General features: G+C 53.0%; 18 protein-coding genes. 10 read left to right on the top strand and 8 right to left on the bottom strand.

Going from position 1 to position 18,708, the window contains the following annotated elements; genetic code table 11:
* Positions 1–33: 33 nt before the first annotated feature.
* The 4 genes from CYQ09_RS04190 to CYQ09_RS04175 all read right to left on the bottom strand — a co-directional run bounded on the left by CYQ09_RS04190 (position 34) and on the right by CYQ09_RS04175 (position 3,747).
* Positions 34–543, bottom strand: a complete 510-nt coding sequence (locus CYQ09_RS04190) for a hypothetical protein (RefSeq protein WP_106744156.1) — start codon at positions 541–543, stop codon at positions 34–36.
* Between the two features lie 114 nt (positions 544–657).
* A complete protein-coding gene (gene sufB, locus CYQ09_RS04185) occupies positions 658–2,181 on the bottom strand; it encodes a Fe-S cluster assembly protein SufB (RefSeq protein WP_106744155.1) in 1,524 nt (507 codons plus the stop codon).
* A 12-nt stretch (positions 2,182–2,193) separates the two neighbouring features.
* Entirely contained in the window at positions 2,194–3,225 is a 1,032-nt protein-coding gene (locus CYQ09_RS04180; RefSeq protein ID WP_106744154.1) for a cysteine desulfurase family protein, read from the bottom strand.
* 60 nt (positions 3,226–3,285) lie between these two features.
* Positions 3,286–3,747, bottom strand: a complete 462-nt coding sequence (locus CYQ09_RS04175) for an Rrf2 family transcriptional regulator (RefSeq protein ID WP_106744153.1) — start codon at positions 3,745–3,747, stop codon at positions 3,286–3,288.
* A 163-nt stretch (positions 3,748–3,910) separates the two neighbouring features.
* Here CYQ09_RS04175 and CYQ09_RS04170 point away from each other — a divergent pair, with 163 nt between their 5' ends.
* The 6 genes from CYQ09_RS04170 (at position 3,911) to CYQ09_RS04145 (ending at position 8,783) form a co-directional block, all read left to right on the top strand.
* The gene (locus tag CYQ09_RS04170) at positions 3,911–4,564 is read left to right on the top strand and encodes an alpha/beta hydrolase (RefSeq protein WP_106744152.1); all 654 of its coding nucleotides are present in this window, start codon (positions 3,911–3,913) and stop codon (positions 4,562–4,564) included.
* Between the two features lie 6 nt (positions 4,565–4,570).
* Positions 4,571–4,978, top strand: a complete 408-nt coding sequence (locus tag CYQ09_RS18575; protein WP_343229852.1) for a hypothetical protein — start codon at positions 4,571–4,573, stop codon at positions 4,976–4,978.
* The gene (locus CYQ09_RS04160) at positions 4,978–5,559 is read left to right on the top strand and encodes an HD domain-containing protein (protein WP_106744151.1); all 582 of its coding nucleotides are present in this window, start codon (positions 4,978–4,980) and stop codon (positions 5,557–5,559) included. Before CYQ09_RS18575 ends, CYQ09_RS04160 begins: the two co-directional genes overlap by 1 nt.
* 97 nt (positions 5,560–5,656) lie before the next feature.
* The gene (locus CYQ09_RS04155; RefSeq protein ID WP_106744150.1) at positions 5,657–7,747 is read left to right on the top strand and encodes a DEAD/DEAH box helicase; all 2,091 of its coding nucleotides are present in this window, start codon (positions 5,657–5,659) and stop codon (positions 7,745–7,747) included.
* Between the two features lie 239 nt (positions 7,748–7,986).
* On the top strand, positions 7,987–8,319 hold the full coding sequence (locus CYQ09_RS04150) for a TfoX/Sxy family protein (protein ID WP_106744149.1): 333 nt from the start codon (positions 7,987–7,989) through the stop codon (positions 8,317–8,319).
* Between the two features lie 41 nt (positions 8,320–8,360).
* Entirely contained in the window at positions 8,361–8,783 is a 423-nt protein-coding gene (locus CYQ09_RS04145; RefSeq protein ID WP_106744148.1) for a DUF4112 domain-containing protein, read from the top strand.
* Here the strand turns inward: CYQ09_RS04145 and ndk are convergent.
* Positions 8,780–9,202 (bottom strand): nucleoside-diphosphate kinase, encoded by a 423-nt coding sequence (gene ndk, locus CYQ09_RS04140; protein ID WP_106354065.1) that lies wholly within the window; start codon positions 9,200–9,202, stop codon positions 8,780–8,782. The genes CYQ09_RS04145 and ndk overlap by 4 nt on opposite strands.
* Positions 9,203–9,432: 230 nt before the next feature.
* Between ndk and CYQ09_RS04135 the strand changes: the two genes are divergently transcribed.
* Positions 9,433–11,157 (top strand): Hint domain-containing protein, encoded by a 1,725-nt coding sequence (locus tag CYQ09_RS04135; protein ID WP_239495867.1) that lies wholly within the window; start codon positions 9,433–9,435, stop codon positions 11,155–11,157.
* 57 nt (positions 11,158–11,214) lie between these two features.
* On the opposite strand, the gene CYQ09_RS04130 is transcribed toward CYQ09_RS04135, so the two are convergent.
* Positions 11,215–13,374 carry an esterase-like activity of phytase family protein gene (locus CYQ09_RS04130; protein ID WP_106744146.1) on the bottom strand — a complete coding sequence of 720 codons (2,160 nt, stop codon included), beginning with the start codon at positions 13,372–13,374 and terminating at the stop codon, positions 11,215–11,217.
* 134 nt (positions 13,375–13,508) lie between these two features.
* Here CYQ09_RS04130 and abc-f point away from each other — a divergent pair, with 134 nt between their 5' ends.
* The 3 genes from abc-f to CYQ09_RS04115 all read left to right on the top strand — a co-directional run bounded on the left by abc-f (position 13,509) and on the right by CYQ09_RS04115 (position 16,678).
* Complete coding sequence (abc-f, locus tag CYQ09_RS04125; protein ID WP_106744577.1) at positions 13,509–15,362, top strand: ribosomal protection-like ABC-F family protein; 1,854 nt, start codon at positions 13,509–13,511, stop codon at positions 15,360–15,362.
* A 98-nt stretch (positions 15,363–15,460) separates the two neighbouring features.
* The gene (locus tag CYQ09_RS04120; protein WP_106354059.1) at positions 15,461–16,090 is read left to right on the top strand and encodes a MarC family protein; all 630 of its coding nucleotides are present in this window, start codon (positions 15,461–15,463) and stop codon (positions 16,088–16,090) included.
* 9 nt (positions 16,091–16,099) lie between these two features.
* Complete coding sequence (locus CYQ09_RS04115) at positions 16,100–16,678, top strand: retropepsin-like aspartic protease family protein (protein ID WP_106744145.1); 579 nt, start codon at positions 16,100–16,102, stop codon at positions 16,676–16,678.
* Between the two features lie 88 nt (positions 16,679–16,766).
* On the opposite strand, the gene CYQ09_RS04105 is transcribed toward CYQ09_RS04115, so the two are convergent.
* Together CYQ09_RS04105 and CYQ09_RS04100 are read right to left on the bottom strand one after the other, a co-directional pair.
* Positions 16,767–17,222 carry a DNA polymerase III subunit chi gene (locus CYQ09_RS04105; protein WP_106744143.1) on the bottom strand — a complete coding sequence of 152 codons (456 nt, stop codon included), beginning with the start codon at positions 17,220–17,222 and terminating at the stop codon, positions 16,767–16,769.
* A 1-nt stretch (position 17,223) separates the two neighbouring features.
* The gene (locus CYQ09_RS04100; RefSeq protein WP_106744142.1) at positions 17,224–18,690 is read right to left on the bottom strand and encodes a leucyl aminopeptidase; all 1,467 of its coding nucleotides are present in this window, start codon (positions 18,688–18,690) and stop codon (positions 17,224–17,226) included.
* Between the last annotated feature and the right edge of the window lie 18 nt (positions 18,691–18,708).

Below are 18,708 nucleotides of genomic sequence, written 5' to 3'. Positions count from 1 at the left end.
TCATGCATGATCTTGGGGATTGTAGCGCCTGCGTTAGAACGAAAAGACGTTGCCCTGAAACAGGATTGATCCGGCTGTCGTCGTTGACTTGATCTCGGCAACATACTCTGGCGTGTAGATTTTGGCCATCAGATCCGGCCATTTCCAAACAAAGTTGTGTCCCGCGACCAGCATGAGACATAGACCAGCGATTTGTCCAAAACGACCAAGCAGTTGTCTGCGTTTCATAAGAGCGGAAAACAACAGAACCATCCACAGCCCGATCAAAAGATCGGAAAATGTGACGGCCGAATTGCCCCCGGTCATGCCCAAATATCGCACGCGCACGACCTGCGCGCAAAACATCGCGGCCCCGCCGATAACCATCGACACCAATATGGCGGACATTGCTTGACTGCTTTGCGACGGAGGTTTGACCGCCTTTACGCGCGTTACCCTTTTGGGGACATGCATCCCCAGATCTGGGTCGTAATACGAATTGTTGCGCGGGTTCTTGATGCGCTTTATCCGCGCATCGAAATCCTCTTGCCCCATATTCGCCATTTCGGGAGCCCCTCCGTTGCTGCTGCGCGCAAGATCGCAACAAACTACGGCAATAACGCGGCCTCTCGGGGGCGGTTGCGCGGCGGGCGCAAAGATATGTTGCGCCCAAACGCATCAGCCGACAGACCCTTCCAAAGAAATCGCAACCAAAGCCTGTGCTTCCATCGCAAATTCCATTGGTAGCGCTTGAAGCACTTCTTTACAGAAACCATTCACAACCAGCGCGACGGCTTCTTCCTCGTCCATGCCACGGGCACGGCAGTAGAACAGTTGCTCATCATCGACCTTGGATGTGGTCGCCTCATGCTCAACGCGGCTACTGTTATTTTTGACTTCGATATAGGGTACTGTGTGCGCACCGCATTTGTCGCCAATCAGTAGGCTGTCGCACTGCGTATAGTTGCGCGACTCCTTCGCCTTAGGGTGCATCGAAACAAGCCCACGATAGGTGTTCTGCGCCTTGCCTGCCGAAATACCCTTAGACACGATCCGGGACTTGGTGTTTTTGCCAAGATGCACCATCTTCGTGCCGGTATCGGCCTGCTGCATATTGTTCGCGATAGCGATAGAGTAGAATTCACCTTGTGAATCGTCGCCGCGCAGGATGCAGCTAGGGTATTTCCAAGTCACCGCGGACCCGGTTTCAACCTGCGTCCACATGATCTTAGCGCGGTCACCACGGCAATCAGCACGTTTAGTCACAAAGTTGTAGATACCACCGTTGCCGTCTTCGTCACCGGGATACCAGTTTTGGACGGTTGAATATTTCACTTCGGCATCTTCTTCGATGATGATCTCAACCACGGCAGCGTGCAGCTGTGCTGTGTCGCGTTTCGGAGCTGTACAGCCTTCCAAATATGACACGTAGCTGCCTTTGTCGGCGATGATCAGTGTGCGTTCAAACTGACCCGTGTTTTCCGCATTAATCCGGAAATAAGTGGACAATTCCATTGGGCAGCGCACACCCGGTGGCACATAAACAAACGACCCATCCGAGAAGACAGCCGAGTTCAGCGTGGCGTAAAAGTTGTCAGATGGCGGCACGACAGTACCTAGGTACTTTTTGACCAACTCAGGGTGCTTTTCGATAGCTTCTGAGATTGAACAGAAGATCACACCAGCCTTTTCCAGTTCCTTTTGGAAAGTAGTCCCAACAGACACGGAATCAAAAACAGCATCAACGGCGACCTTACGGCCCTCGGCGGGCATGTTCTCAGCACCTTCGACGCCTGCAAGAATCATTTGTTCTTTCAGGGGGATGCCCAGCTTTTCATAGGTCGCCAGCAGCTTGGGGTCGACCTCGTCCAGCGACTTGGGCTTTTCTTCCATGCTTTTGGGACGCGCGTAGTAATAGATGTCTTGGAAATCGATGTCAGGGTAGCTGACCATCGCCCACGTTGGTTCTTCGATGTTTTCCCACCGCGCAAACGCTTCTAGACGCCACTCGGTCATCCAGTCGGGTTCATTATTCTTGTCAGAAATCAAGCGTACGATATCCGTGTTCACGCCTTTAGGAGCGTAATCCATCTCGATCTCGGTATTCCAACCGTATTTATAGGTGCCCGACAGTTTCGAGACAGCATCGACAGTTTCCTGATCAACGCCTTCCTTGACCTCTACGTCTTTGATAGCAGCCATATTACTTTCCTCTCATGCGGCCCGCAGCCGCGCCCGTTTCTTCGTCCAGGCCTGCACAAAGCGCATGACCTCGTCTTCTGTTGTTTCAACCCCAAGTGACACGCGCAGCGCACTTGCAGCGGCATCATCGTCAAGGCCAATCGCGCGCAACACGCGGCTCACTTTGACCTTGCCGGACGAACAAGCAGAACCCGCCGATACGGCAAAGCCAGCTAAATCCATCGCCATCACTTGGGTCTCACCCTTCCAACCCGGCGTCGCAAAGCAACTGGTGTTGGGTAATCTGTTCGCGTCTTTCCCGACGAAAATAGTGTTCTTTTCGTCAGCCTCAATGGCCTTTTCTAGAATATTTCTAAGTTCTGCAACCCGTTCCCACTTTCCCGCCGCAAGGTCAGCCTGCGCGGCGGTCACTGCAGCGCCCATTCCAGCAATCGCAATCACATTCTCGGTACCTGAACGGCGGCCCATTTCTTGACCGCCACCTTTGATTTGGGCAACCACATCGGTCCCCGCTGGGAAAACCAACGCACCGACACCGGCTGGCCCACCAAACTTATGCGCCGACAGAAAAACCATCTGCACACCAGACCATGAAAAGGCAAACGGCACCTTCCCAAACCCTTGCGTAATGTCACTCACAGCAAGACCCGACGGAAGGGTCTGCACAATTCCCGTTTCTGAATTCGCAAGCTGAACAGCCGAATTTGCAGGATCATCAATCTGCACAACGCCGTCCTTCAACGCCAAAACGGGGTCAATCCATGCGTTCACGGCGTCGTGCTCAATGGATGCGGCTTTTAATCCACGCCCAGAAAGCGCAAGCGCCGCCGCTTCAGTCGCACCAGAAGTAAAGACAACATCAGCACCCGAAGCCCCAACAGCATCGGCCACCTGCAGACGCGCCTTCTCAATTATCGCCTTTGCAGCACGTCCCTCGGCATGCACCGAAGACGGATTGCCAATGACACCCATCGCCGCAATCATCGCGGCGCGCGCTTCGGCCCGCAAAGGGGTCGTCGCGTTATGATCCAGATAGGTTCTCATCACATCATCTTGCCAAAACTACTCCGGGGGAGGCCGCAGGCCGGGGGCAGCGCCCCTTCTTCATTCTTCATCAACAACTTCGAACAGTGCAGGTACCGCGGGGCATGGCGCCAAACCATTACCAATCACGTCAGAAAGCCGCGCCTGATGCAAAAAAACATAAACATGGGCGCTCAGCCCCTCCCATAGACGATTGGTCAACGACTGGGCCCGCGATCCTGATGCGCCACCAGATGCGCCAGCCCCCTTGTGCATCGCCGACACGGTCTCATCTACTGCGCCTAAAATGTCAGACACACGCATTTCCGACGGTGGCTTCGCAAGACGATAACCGCCGCCCGGCCCACGTACTGATTCCACTAATCCTGCACGACGCAACTTCACGAACAATTGCTCAAGATACGGCAAAGATATGTCTTGCCGTTTGGATATTTCAGTCAGATTGACAAGCGTATCTGCCGGTTGAAGCGCCAAATCAGCTAGCGCAACCATGGCATAACGCCCTTTCGTACTTAATTTCATCGCTCTTCCCCATCCATGCGCGCAATTTTATTGACGGCACGGCGCTGCGTCATTACTTCACCGAGACTAGACAATTTGGGATTTCACCCAGATTAGAATCTTTCTAAGGTGCCCGAGCATTTTCGTCAACAATGCTCATGCGCCGCAGCAGCGACGGATCAATATGCCCGAAGTTATCTTTCCCGGACCCGAAGGACGCCTAGAAGGGCGTTACCACCCGCAAAAAGACCGCGATGCACCAATTGCAATCGTTTTGCATCCGCATCCACAGTTTGGCGGAACAATGAACAACCGGGTGGTCTATAATCTGCACTATGCATTTTATAACATGGGTTTTACTGTTCTTCGGTTTAACTTCCGTGGCGTTGGCCGCTCTCAGGGTGAATATGACCAAGGTGTTGGTGAACTCTCTGATGCAGCATCTGCGCTTGATTACCTCCAGTCGATGAACAACAACTCCAAGCACTGCTGGGTTGCTGGTTTCTCGTTTGGGGCATGGATAGGTATGCAGCTATTGATGCGCCGTCCAGAGATTACAGGCTTCATTTCGGTCAGCCCGCCTGCAAATATGTATGACTTTAGCTTCCTTGCGCCCTGCCCGTCTTCGGGTTTGATCATCAACGGATCAAACGACCGCGTTGCACCGCCAGCAGATACGGTGAACCTTGTAAACAAGCTTCACGAACAAAAGGGTATTACAGTCACACACGATGAAATGGACGGCGCAGGCCACTTCTTTGAAGATCCATACATGGATCCGATGATCGACACTGTAAAAACATACGTTCGTCGTCGCCTCACTGAAAACACACGGTAATAGGCTATGGCTGAATCCTACGTCCAACGCGTCGCCGATGAACTTGCTGATTTGGCACTTGCAGATCAAAAAGCATCAGGTGACATCGCAATCGTAGATGCCATTGGCGATATTCTTGGAGCGTCATCGCAGACGCTTCAGGAAACTTACCTGACTTCTGTACGGGTACGTCGCGCTGAGGAGCGCGCGCGTGCAATGCTGGATTCGCGCTTGGCCAATGGGTATAAAGACGCCCCAGCGCCCAAAGCTGCGCCCCTTCAAGGCCTGTCTGACGAAGACAAAGAACGCGAAGAAGCAAAGATCGCGGAAGAATCTGCCGCCAAACAGACCCCGCCAGCCCCAGAGCCCGAAGCAGAACCCGAAACATCAGCCCCAGAACCAACGGTTGGCATGCCCCGACGAGTTAAGCGATAATGTCCGATCGGATCGATGCGCAGCTCGCGTTTCTAATCGAGGCGGATAAGCTGAAATCAACGCTACGTGCGACGACATTGTGCGACCAATCACGCCGCGAAAACTCTGGCGAACATAGTTGGCACATCGCGCTTTATGCATTGGTCATGGCTGAACATGCCGCGCGCGCCGTCAATATCGACCGCGTTATCAAAATGCTGCTGCTCCATGACATCGTCGAGATCGATGCAGGCGACAATCCAATCCACGGCAACTATGACGCCGCTGAAATGGAAGCTGTCGAACAAGCCGCAGCTAAACGTATCTTTGGTCTGCTCCCCAGCGACCAAGCCGCTGCATTTCGCGCACTTTGGGATGAATTCGAAGCAGCCCAAACAGACGATGCCATCTTTGCGAAATCCATCGACCGCGTACAGCCTGTCATTTCGAACCTCGAAACGAATGGCGGCACTTGGCCCGAATACAATGTGACACCAAAGCAATTGCATTCGCGGGTCGGGGTAAAGGTCCAACGCGGCGCGCCGGCAATCTGGAACGCTCTAAAGTCGCGTATTGACGCGTGGTTTCTGCAAAACACCTGACGTAGGGCTAGAAAAGCAACGTTTAATAGCGTCTTTCCCCTATACAAACGGCTTTCATCGGCGTAGTGCGCACGCTTACCCGCCAGAAAGCCCCCCGATGACCACGATGATCCAGACCCTTGCCGATGCACTAGCCAAACAAGGCTACACCGACCTGACCCCCGTTCAGGAGGCTGTGACCAACCCAGAACTTGAAAGCAAAGACCTGCTTGTCTCTGCACAGACAGGTTCTGGTAAAACAGTTGGCTTTGGTTTGGCGATTGGGCCGACAATCCTTGCAGAGGACGGCACATTCGGTCCCGCCGGACGTCCGCACGCGTTGGTCATCGCGCCGACACGCGAATTGGCGCTTCAGGTGAAGCGCGAATTGCAGTGGCTTTATGCAGGGGCTGGCGCAACGCTGGCGTCATGTGTTGGCGGGATGGATTTCCGCGACGAACGTCGCAGCCTAGAACGCGGTGCACATATCGTCGTGGCAACGCCGGGCCGTTTGCGCGACCACATCATGCGCGGCACGATTGACCTAAGCGACATCAAAGCTGTTGTTTTGGACGAAGCCGACGAAATGCTTGATTTGGGTTTCCGCGAAGATCTGGAATTCATTCTCGAACAAGCGCCCGAAACACGCCGCACCCTACTCTTCTCGGCGACAGTGCCGCCAATGATCGCGAAACTCGCGCAATCATATCAGCGTGACGCCGTTCGCGTTGCGACTGTTTCCAAAGAAAAGCAGCACAGCGACATCGAATACCGCGCGCTTCGCGTTGCGAACCACGACATCGACGCCGCGATCATCAACTGCCTTCGCTACTATGATGCACCAAATGCAATCGTATTTGCGAACACCCGTGCAATGGTGACGCGCCTAACGACCCGCCTGTCGAACCGTGGCTTTGCGACAGTTGCCCTGTCTGGTGAGCTTTCTCAGAACGAACGTTCGCACGCGCTGCAAGCGATGCGCGATGGCCGTGCTAAGGTTTGTGTTGCGACAGACGTTGCCGCCCGCGGCATCGACCTGCCAAACCTCGAATTGGTGATCCACGCAGAGCTACCAACAAACGCAGAGACCTTGCTACACCGTTCCGGTCGTACAGGTCGGGCCGGTCGCAAAGGCATCTCAGCACTGATCGTGCCTGCAAAAATGAAACGCCGCGCGGAAAACCTGCTTAAGTGGGGCAAACTGACAGCTGAATGGGCAGAACCGCCCACCGCGGAAGAAGTAAACGCCAAGGACGAAGAACGACTGCTGACAGATCCGGTTTGGTCTGAAGAATTCACTGCCAGCGAACAAGACTTTGCCAAACGTCTGCTTGCTGAACACGATGCCGAAAAGATCGCAGCTGCTTATCTGCGCCTATACGCCGGCAAAAACTCTGCACCCGAGGTCCTGTCTGAATACAAAGACGGCCCACAGCGTGGCGAACGTCCAGAACGCGCACCGCGCGAGCACAAATCATTTGGTCCGTCCAAGTGGTTTAGCGTCGACGTCGGTCGCGAAGGCAAAGCCGAAGCACGTTGGCTGCTGCCAATGATCTGCAAAGCCGGTGACATTACAAAGAACGAAATCGGTGCAATCCGGATTCAGCCTAATGAAACCTTTGTAGAAATCGCGGAACCTGCAGTCGCGGGTTTCCTTAAGGCCGTTGGCGCAGACATGAAGCTTGAAAATCAAGCAAACTTAAAGGCGCTTGATGGTGCTCCGCAGCTTGGTGAACGTGGGCCCCGTAAAACAAAGCGTGACTATGACGACCGGCCAAAGCGCGATTATGGGGACAAGCCAAAGCGCGACTACGGTGATAAGCCCAAACGCACAGCGCCACGAGATCGCCCTGCTCCGCCACCGTCATCGCAACATGATGTACCCGCGATTCAACCAGTTCCGGGTGCAGCTGACGATTACAGCACAAAGCGCAAGCCCCGTCACAAACCCGAACGCCGCGATCATGGTGATGCTTTGGTCGAAAAGCGGAGCAAACCACCCTACAAAGGTAAATCTGACGGCGGGAAGCCTGCCTATAAAGGCAAGTCAGACGGTGGAAAGCCTGCTTACAAAGGTAAATCTGATGGTGGCCCGCGCGGCGGCAAGCCAAAAGGTAACGCCAAGGACACGTCAAAGCGGTTCGTGCCTCCCGGTGGCAAAGGAAAGCCACGCAAAGGTGGCAACACCCCTCCCCGAAAGGGTAGGTAACTGTGCAGATTTGACAGGTATTAGAACTTTTTCCCCGGTTTTCTAGCAGCTTAACGCTGCTACATTAACTGCATCAGGAGAAAGGATACCTATCATGGCTAATTCAGACCCTAAGAAAACAAAAGCGGAGCCAACCAAAACACCGGCTCCGCAACCACAAGCACCGAAGCGTCAAATCTTTTTCGACTTTGCGAGTATCTAGTCTAGGCATGTGTATAAGGCGCGCGTAAAATCGCGTCATGAGCGCACTCACTAGCATAAAGAATATTGGCCCCGCGTTAGAAAAATCGCTGACCGAAGCTGGCATAACCACAGCCGAACAACTGCGCGAAATCGGTGCCGATGAAGCTTATCAAAAGCTATTAGAAAACGGCGCCCGCCCTCATTTCATCGGGTACTACGTGTTGCACATGGCGCTTCAAGGACGACCATGGAACGACTGTAAGGGCGAAGAAAAGAAGTCGCTCCGTAAGCAATTCGATAAAATAAAATCTGGAAGCTTCGACGAAAGCCGATCCGAACTGGAACGGTTTTTGAACCAAATTGGCGTGGTCCAAGTGGATCGAAAGTAAACACCCTTCACATTTAGTGCAGAATCGTTTATGTTAATAGCATGAACATTGAGCAAGACATTAATCATGAACTTTCCCGCCTGCGCATAGTCGCGTGGCGGATGGACGCATTATTTTACATCCCGGGCACCAATATTTCGATCGGGCTGGATAACATTTTAGGGCTTGTACCGGTCGTTGGTGACATAGCCGCGCTTGTGCCATCGCTTTGGATGATCAAACAAGCGCATCGTCTTGGGGCAACCCCGGGTGCGCTGGCTTATATGAGCCTGAATACACTGCTAGATTTCTTTATTGGCAGCATTCCACTCGTCGGTGACATCTTTGATGCCGTGTATAATGCGAACATCCGCAATTACCGTGCACTTGAACGTAATCTCGACAAAAAGGCCGCCCGCGCCAAAACGGTGCGGACGGCCCCAAAAGATATTGGCTGGGCGAACCCTAACCTACTGTCGGATTAACCAACCAGTTCAAGACCTGAGAAGAAGAATGCGATTTCTTCAGCAGCAGTTTCTGGGGCGTCAGAACCGTGAACAGAGTTTTCACCGATAGACAGTGCGAACTCTTTACGGATTGTGCCTTCTGCCGCGTCTGCTGGGTTCGTTGCGCCCATGACTTCGCGGTTTTTCGCGATCGCGTCTTCGCCTTCAAGAACTTGAACAACAATTGGTTCAGAGATCATGAATTCACACAGTTCGCCAAAGAACGGGCGCTCAGAGTGAACACCGTAAAACGTTTGTGCTTGCGCCAGTGTCAGCTGAATACGCTTGGATGCGACGATGCGCAGGCCAGCTTCTTCGAATTTCGCTGCGATTGCACCAGTCAGGTTACGCTTTGTTGCGTCTGGTTTGATGATAGAGAATGTACGCTGAATAGCCATGTTTACAGGTCTTTCATGTCATAGGGTTTGTTTTCTCGCGTCCCCTAACATGGGGCGCGCGGCGTGAAAAGAGGGCATGACTATTCGTAAATATCGCAGACCTTTTTCCCATGCGCTGGGTCGTTCAGATTTACACTTATAACAATTCAAGATTGACTCAAGCGCAACTTAAAGGGTTAATAACTTCCTATATATCGCCACCGGCACTATTGGAGCACATATTGGCAACTATGAATACAGGGCTCGGCGGACCAGCTGGCTATGGAGAAAACGTATTTTCGACGTCTGGACTGACGGCCGGAAACGTTGACGATGGCAGTATTCTTGTCGATGTGACATCAGTATTTGGTGCAACTGGCATTGATTATTACGGTACCGACTACACTGGTATTTACATCAATTCCAACGGGCTCATTACATTCGAAGGTCCCGAGACCTCTTATCAACCGTCTGGCATTTCTAACTACACCGACCCTGCAATTGCGCCATTTTGGTCTGATGTCGACCTAAACAAGGGCGGCGAAATTTATTGGGATCTTGATCCCGCCAATGGAACGGTCACCGTCACTTGGGATGGTGTGGCTCCCTTCTCGGGAACGGGTTCAAATTCATTCCAAATGATTCTTTCCGATACCGGAGGCGGCAATTTTTCGGTCGAGTTCATTTATGATAATATTGAATGGACCGAGGGTTATTCCGGCGCTGGTCCGGCTACCGTCGGTTTTACGGATGGCGGCAGCAATCTAACGACCCTCCCAGGCTCGGGCGATGCAACGGCTCTTACGCAGTTCGATACGACCGACTTTGGGAATGGCGACCCAGACGGTACATGGGAATCTGACGTCGTAGGCGGCGTAACGCTTTCGAGCGATGGTGTAGTGAGCGGCACGTCGGGTGACGATGTTATCGATGCAGCTTATGATGGCGATATTGATAATGACTTTGTTGATGGTGCCGATGGAACAGGTACCAATAGAAATGACGATGTCATATCTGCTGGTGCGGGGAACGATACCATCAGCGCTGGCGAAGGTGACGATAGTGTCTTTGGCGGGTCCGGGGATGATATTATCGACGGCGGTCTGGGCGCGGATACACTGCGCGGTGAAGACGGTGATGACACCATCACTGTCGCCCAAGGCGACACCGCGACCGGGGGCGACGGCGATGATACATTCCTTGTCACAGATCTAGGCGAACCGGGCATATCAACCATCACGATCACTGGTGGCGAGGGGAACGAGACCGACGGTGACACGCTGAACTTTCAAGATCTCATTGGTTTTGGTGACGTCACATACACAAACACTGATGATGCAGCTGGCGGGCTGAGTGGGTTTGCCACTTTAGCTGACGGCACTGTCGTCAATTTCTCTGAAATTGAAAACGTCATCATCTGTTTTACGGCTGGAACGCGCATCGCGACCCCTTATGGGCAGCGCCCGATTGAGACACTGGATATCGGCGATACTGTTTTGACCAAAGGTAACGGCCCTAGGCCTATCCGCTGGATCGGCAAACGCACAGTGCCCGCAATCGGAAAGCTCGCGCCTATTCGTATAAAGGCCGGTGTATTTGCAAACACGCGTGACCTTCTTGTGTCACCGCAACATCGGATGATTTATGATGGCTGGAAAACACAAATTAACTTTAACCAAGACGAAGTCTTGATCGCGGCCAAGCACCTTGTGAATGACGATACAGTTGTTCGCGAAACCGCTGATGAAGTCACTTATATCCACATCATGTTTGATCAGCACGAAATCGTCTTTGCAGAAAATGCCGCATCCGAAAGTTTCTTTCCCGGAACATCCGGCTTAGATGCTGTCGAACACGCAGCCCGAGAAGAACTGTTTTCGATTTTCCCTGAATTGCGCAGCATGCCAACCACCTTTGGTCCGACAGCCCGCATGTGTTTACGCCAATTCGAAGCTCAGCTTTTAAATGCGACATAAACGCAAACAACCACCGACGTAAGATCGGTGGTTGTTGTTAAGTTCGTTGGGAAACGGCTAGTCGTTGAGCCCCTCAAGAGCAAAGAACATTGTTTCGCCTGAATGGTCATCAACCCCGTCGTTATCTGTCACAACATAGGCAGTGCCATTTGGCGTAAATGTCAGCCCTTCAACCTTGTCTAGCACATAACCACCAGTGGCTGTCAGATCTGGGATCAGGTCGCGCACGACTTCTTTGGTTACCACTGGCAGTTCCCCACCCAATGGCGCAGGTACCATTTGATCAAGCGAAACACGCGTGATTTGCTTGACCACAGCGTTTGCACCGATCTGGTTATCGCGCTCAAGCAGGTATACATAATCACCTTGCGCAACGATCTCGGACAGGCCCATCCACCCGGTTTCAGCTGTTTCCAGCGGATAAAGCACCGCGCCCCATTCTTCGGTTTCTAGGTTATAGGCGACCAATTTCACCATCCCCTTGGCGTCGTCTTCCCATTCCCGTTGCACGGCCATCCAAAGCGTATCACCGACAACCGTAATACCTTCAAAACCAAATCGTTTCTGGACGCCAAGCAGCGCATTTGGCAGCCCGATCTCTGCGTCGATCTCTCCGTTTGCATCAACATGATAGATCGCGTGGGGCACCATACGGTCAATCCGACCCTCGGAAGCGATCCAGAAACCATCGGCGCCGTCAGACGCAATCCCTTCCATGTCCAGCTTTTGCGCGGGGTAGCCACCACGTGTCACCGATGTTGCCTCTGTGATCCGCGCCGGGGTTTCGCTGACATCGATAGTAAAGATCGTTGGCTGGTAGCTATAAAAACTGTCGTTCACGGCGACCAGCGTATTATCGTCAACCGCTGCAAGACCAGATAACGCCCCCCAGCCAATCAAGTCATCAGCACCAGCAGATGTGATCATCGGATAAGATGCATCCGCGTCAGAGTATTCAAAGATCATCACATGACTGCGAACGCCGCCATCTTCGATCAGATCAACTTCGTTTGCAGAAACAAGCAGGTTACGCGATGGGATTGCAACATAGCCCTCTGGCCCAATACCCGAAGGTAAAAGCTGCATCAGCGTCGGATTCGCAAGATCAGAAACGTCGTACACGCCAACCATCGAAGCGCGCTCTGCACCAACGAACACCATAGGGGTATCGTTGAATGTTGCCGTTTCAATTGACTCGGGCTCTACGCCTTTACTGTCAGAGCGTTTATCAGGGTAATGGCCAGCCTGAACGATCGCGTATTCAAAGCGAGTTCCGCTATCATATACGATGGTTCCATCGGCGTTAAAGAGTGTCCAACCCCGCGTACCGCCATCCATGTCGCCCTCGTTCGCGGTGGCAAAATGCGCGTCATCAATCCATTTTACCGCATCTGGTTCACGCGGCAGATCAGATTGAGATTCAGTAAACAATAGCGCCGCGCGTTCATCTGTCGCGTCGATTCCGTCTAAATCTACGGTGCCCGCACTAAAGTGGTTTTTGATCGCTCCATCACGACCAACAACAACCATGTGGTTGTTTTCCTGCATTGTTACAATGATATCGCCGTCAGAATTGATATCGACAAACTCTGGTTCTGGGTCTTCTGGGCTAACCTCGGCCAGATCTGTCATGCCCACATTGATCAGCGTATCGCAATCGGCAATGCCATCCGCGATCTGTACCAAGCTCAACGCACCTGCCGGCAGTTGACCGGTGCGACCATCGCCCAAATCCTCGTCACGTTCGTTTTCAATCGCAACCGCGACAAAACTTCCGTCTTTTGCCACTGCAATGCTATCTGGCTGACCGGGCAACACACAGCTTGCGAGCTCATCACCTGAAACCACATCAAAAACCGCCAAGCGACCCGAAGGATCGGTGTAACTTTCGGATGTGTTCACTCCAACGAATGCAATCTTGCCGACGATACCGACAGATGTCGGCTCACCTCCGACATCCACGTTGCCAAGCGGCGCAGGGTTCGCAGGATCGGTAATATCAATACGCCCAATCACACCCAGTGGGCTATCGGTATAGACCAGCGTCATACCATCATCGGTGGCCGCGATAATCTCGGCAGAGGTTTCGACGTTTTGGTCGCCCTCTCCGATATTCAAATGCGTTGGAAAAGACGAAATACGGTTAAAAGCATCGGCGTGCGCCATGCCAGCGGTCAAAGCCAGAACAGAAGTCAGGCAGCAAAGACGGTAAGTCATGATTGTCCTCAGGTTACTTATGCGCCATCCCATGCAGCCGATCCACAACGTTTGCGTAACATACCGATGACGTTTTCATGACAGGGCTAAATCATATGATTGACCCGGCCCCTTGGATCAAGCATAGCCGCATTATGCTTAAAATTTCTGATCTCACATACTCTGTCGAAGGCCGCACGCTGGTCGAACATGCAACCGTCACGATCCCAACAGGCCACAAGGTGGGGCTTGTCGGACGCAATGGTTCGGGCAAGACAACGCTGTTCCGCATTATCCGCGGCGAAATGGTGCTGGATACCGGTAGCGTGAACATCCCGCGAGGCTGGAAAATCGGCGGTGTGAGCCAAGAAGTCCCCGGAAACGAAGTATCGCTTATTGACACAGTGCTACGTGCGGACACCGAACGCGAAGCACTCATGGCGGAAGCAGAAACAGCGACCGATCCTGAACGCATAGCAGAGGTACAAACCCGCCTTGCCGACATCGACGCATGGTCGGCCGAAGCGCGCGCAGCCACGATCCTTAAGGGGCTTGGGTTTACACATGAAGAACAACAGCAACCCTGCTCTGCTTTTTCTGGCGGCTGGCGGATGCGTGTTGCGTTGGCCGCAGTGTTGTTTTCAGAACCGGATCTTCTGCTGCTGGATGAGCCAACAAACTATCTTGACCTCGAAGGCGCGCTTTGGCTCGAGGCCTATCTTGTCAAATATCCCCATACTGTTCTGATCGTCAGCCACGACCGCGAACTACTGAACCGCTCTGTTGGTGGCATCCTACATCTCGAAGATAAGGGGCTGGTGTATTACACAGGCACCTACGACATGTTCGCCAAGCAACGCGCAGCAAACCGTGCTGTTCAGGCTGCTGCCGCGAAAAAGCAAGATGCACAACGCCAACACCTTCAGGCTTTTGTTGATCGTTTTAAAGCAAAAGCATCCAAAGCAAAGCAGGCGCAGTCTCGTGTGAAGGCACTTGAAAAAATGGAAACCATTCGTGCACCAGAAGATGCTGCGCGGACAGTGTTCACATTCCCAGAACCGGAAGAACTGTCACCGCCCATCATTGCGACCGAAGGTGCCGCCGTTGGATATGATGAAACGATCATTCTGCGCGACCTAAACTTGCGCATAGACCAAGACGACCGCATTGCACTACTTGGGCGAAATGGCGAAGGAAAATCGACGCTTTCCAAGATGTTATCTGGTCGGCTTGAAGTCGCAAATGGCAAGATGGTCACATCAAACAAGCTGCGTATCGGTTTCTTTGCGCAGCACCAAGTAGACGAGCTGCGGATTGAAGAAACCCCACTTGACCACCTGTTCCGCGAACGCGGCCACGAAGGCCAAGCCAAACTGCGCGCACGACTTGCGGGCTTTGGATTGGGTGCTGACCAAGCCGATACAGAAGTAGGTCGCCTATCGGGTGGTCAAAAGGCGCGATTATCCCTGCTGCTGGCCACCCTGCCCGCACCGCATCTGCTGATCCTCGATGAGCCGACAAACCACCTTGATATCGAAAGCCGCGAAGCACTAGTCGAGGCGCTGACCGCTTACTCTGGGGCCGTGATCCTCGTCAGCCACGACATGCACCTGCTGTCGATGGTCGCAGATCGTCTCTGGTTGGTCAAAGACGGGCACGTCAAACCATATGACGAAGACCTCCAAGCCTACCGCAAACTGCTGCTCACCCCCGAAAAGCAAGTCGAGAAAGACAAACCCAAGCCTGCCAAAATTGCAAAACCAAGCCGTGAAAAACTGCAGGCGCTACGATCTGACGTGCGTAAAAACGAAGATCGCGTAAAAACGATCAACGAAATGCGTGATAAGCTTGCCAAAAAACTCGCAGACCCAGTTTTGTACGAAGACGGCAAAGCCGGAGAACTAGCAACATGGAACAAAAAATACGCCGAAGTCATGGACGCCCTAGAGCGCGCGGAAGCGATGTGGATGGTGGCGCTCGAACGTTTGGATAAAGCCGAGAAAGCATAGCTTAAACCGCACGGCACGAACATCATCTTGCCAATAATACTCCCGCCGGAGGCATCAAATTTCTAGAAATTTGATCTTCCCTCGTTCATAAGTTTCACATGACAGAACTTCACGCGTTGATCGCCGCCTTTACAACGATGTTTATCATCATTGACCCGCCGGGCCTTGCGCCAGTGTTTATCGCGATGACTCAAGGCATGTCATCCGCACAGCGCCGCACGATTGCGATCCGTGCATGCGTCGTTTCCGCGTTTTTGATGATGGTCTTTCTCCTCCTTGGCGAAGCCGTTCTTGGTTTCATTGGGATTTCAATGGATGCTTTTCGTATCGCTGGGGGCATTCTTCTGTTTCTGACCGCGCTAGAGATGCTGTTTCAAAAACGCCAAGCACGCCGCGAGGACAACGCAGCAGAGGGGCTTGATGAACACCACGACGACCCATCCGTATTTCCACTGGCTTTACCGCTAATCGTCGGTCCCGGTGCAATCACAACCGTTATCCTGCTTGCAGGGCAAGCGCAGGGTGCGACAGATTTTGCCGCGATTGCCGGCGTGATCCTTGCGGTTTTGTCGATCGTATTTTTGGCCTTTCTTGCGTCTAACGCGATTGAACGCGCCTTGGGTAAAACCGGTCTAAACATTCTAACCCGCGTCTTAGGAATGTTGCTCGCTGCGCTTGCAGTGCAATTCATCCTCGACGGGCTACGTGGCTTTGGAATCGGCGGTTAAGGGAATGTCATGACCACCGACCAAACAATGCGCGCCCTATACTTGGGCATTCTCGGCCTCGCTATTGCTGGGTCAGTTATTGTTTCCGGTCGTGAAAGTCTCAACAAAACGTTGCAGCAGGCTGCAATTTGGCTATTCATCTTTCTAGGCGTCATCGGTGCCTATGGCCTGTGGGAGGACATCAGCCGCGACACCACTGGTCGCCAAGCATATCTGACGGACGGACGGATTGAGGTTCCCCGTAGTCAAGACGGCCACTATTATCTCACGCTTGTGGTGAACAATGTACCGCTTCGGTTTGTAGTGGATACCGGCGCAAGCCAGATTGTCCTGACCCAACAAGACGCTCAGCGCATTGGCATTGATCCGGACAAGCTAAATTACTGGGGCTATGCGATGACCGCCAATGGCGAAGTTCGCACAGCACCGGTCGTTATTAGCAGTATCGCGCTGGGTCAAATCAAAGACACGGACATCAACGCTGTCGTAAATGGTGGCGAAATTGATATGTCGCTATTAGGTATGACCTACCTTAACCGCTTTGATCACATCGAAATCAGCAACAACCAAATGGTCCTAAGTCGATGAAATATGCCTTCTTACTTGCACTTTCACTCGTGGCTTGTGCACCTGCACCGACTGAACTTCCCGAAGATTTCGATCCTACCTTCGAATTCTAAGCCTTCTCGGCTTTTTTGGTCCAGCGCCCGTCTTCTTGGGCCCAGTACTGCGCTTTGCAGCCAGCGTCAGTCAGCGCTTTCCACTGCCCGCGCGCATACTGTAGCGCCTCTTGGTCCCATCCATCGAACAAGATGCATGTCCGTTCTGCGGCGTTGATTTCTTCGGCGGTTACATCCGCTCCTGCGACGCTCATTAAACAATGAAACCCTTCAGCAGGCACGTTGCCCAACAGCACTGGTTGATCGGAATCATGCGGACCACCAGCCACCCCATGCGGATTAAACCCATCGTCAGGCCCCTGCCACAGAACGCCGTCTAATCGTTTTGTTAAACCATCATTATTCGTGCGAACCAGCACACGCCAGCCCGCCTCACGCGCTTTGCCAATCAACATCGGCAAAGTCGTCTCAAGCGGGCTGTCCGTTAAGTGGTAAAAATAGGCGGCGCCCACATCAGGCCTCGTATTTGTCAGCAATCAGACGGTTCAGCGCCATAACGCCCCACCCAGTGGCACCAGCAGGCGCAAGCCCAGTTTCCGATTTCACGCTCGCGACGCCAGCAATATCAAGATGGCACCATGGCAGGTCTTCCTTGACGAACCGTTGCAAGAATTGCGCCGCTGTAATCGACCCGGCGACGCGGCCACCGATATTTTTTATATCAGCGATCCGCGATTTCAGCATCGCATCATAGGCTTTGCCCATCGGCATCCGCCACGCGCCTTCACCCTCAAGTGTGGCCGCTTTGATAAATGAATCGGATAGGTCGTCTGAATTCGAAAACACGCCAGCATTTTCATGCCCCAAAGCAACAAGGATCGCACCGGTCAGTGTTGCAAGGTTGATCATGCCAACGGGTTTAAACCGTTCCTGCGCGTACCACATCACATCGGCCAAGACCAAACGCCCTTCGGCGTCTGTGTTAATGACCTCGATTGTATCACCCTTCATCGATTTCACGACATCACCGGGACGAACCGCATTGCCCGACGGCATATTTTCAACCAATCCAACGAGGCCAACAACATTGGCTTTCGCTTTACGCAAGGCCAATGTGCGCATGACACCTGCGACAACGCCTGCCCCGCCCATATCCATTGTCATGTCTTCCATGCCTGCGGCTGTTTTTAGGCTGATCCCGCCCGTATCAAAGACGACGCCTTTCCCGACCAAAGCAAATGGCGCTTCATCCCCACCACCGTTCCACGACATCACAACAACCTTCGATGGGCTATCGGACCCCTGCCCGACACACAGCAAACTGCCCATGCCAAGCCGTTCAAGATCGTCTTCTTCGAGAATTTCAACCTCAAGCCCCAGTTCATGCATCGCGGCAAGTCGTGCAGCAAAGTCATCCGTCGTTAGGACATTCGCGGGTTCGTTTGTCAGGTCGCGGGTAAAGAACACGCCTTCGGCTATCGCTGCCATTGGGGCTGCGGTCTTTGCAACATCTTCGGGGTTGGCGACCATGAACGAAACAGCGCCTGTCGGCGTTTTTTCAGCCGTTTTATGCGTATCAAATTTATACCCGCGCAGCGCCAGCCCCAACGCGATTTCGTCCGCGCGCGCGATGCTACCTGCGAGAACTGTCAAATTTGCATCGCCTTGCGCTTTGGCAAGTTGTGCCCCCGCTTTGCGCGCCTCTTGCGATGAAGGGCGGCGTGAAAGTTTAGTCACAATCACGGCTTCGGCTGCCAGCCCGGCAGGATACGCAATCTGAGAGACATCTCCTGCGCTCATTCTCTCAAACTTTTCGCTGTCTAGAAACCGCGACAGCGCTTTGCGGGTCAAGGTGTTAACTTTGCGTGCCCCAAGGTCCAGTTTTCCGTCGTTATCAACAAATATGGCCAACTTTCCGACAGCGGTCGCAACCACATCAAGATCGACGTCTTTGAACTGAATTTCCGCTGGCGTTGTCATGATGAATCCTCAAGGTGA

The sequence above is a fragment of the Yoonia maritima genome (genome assembly GCF_002933395.1).
GTDB classification, from domain to species: domain Bacteria; phylum Pseudomonadota; class Alphaproteobacteria; order Rhodobacterales; family Rhodobacteraceae; genus Yoonia; species Yoonia maritima_A.
This window is presented reverse-complemented; position numbering and strand designations above follow the sequence as displayed.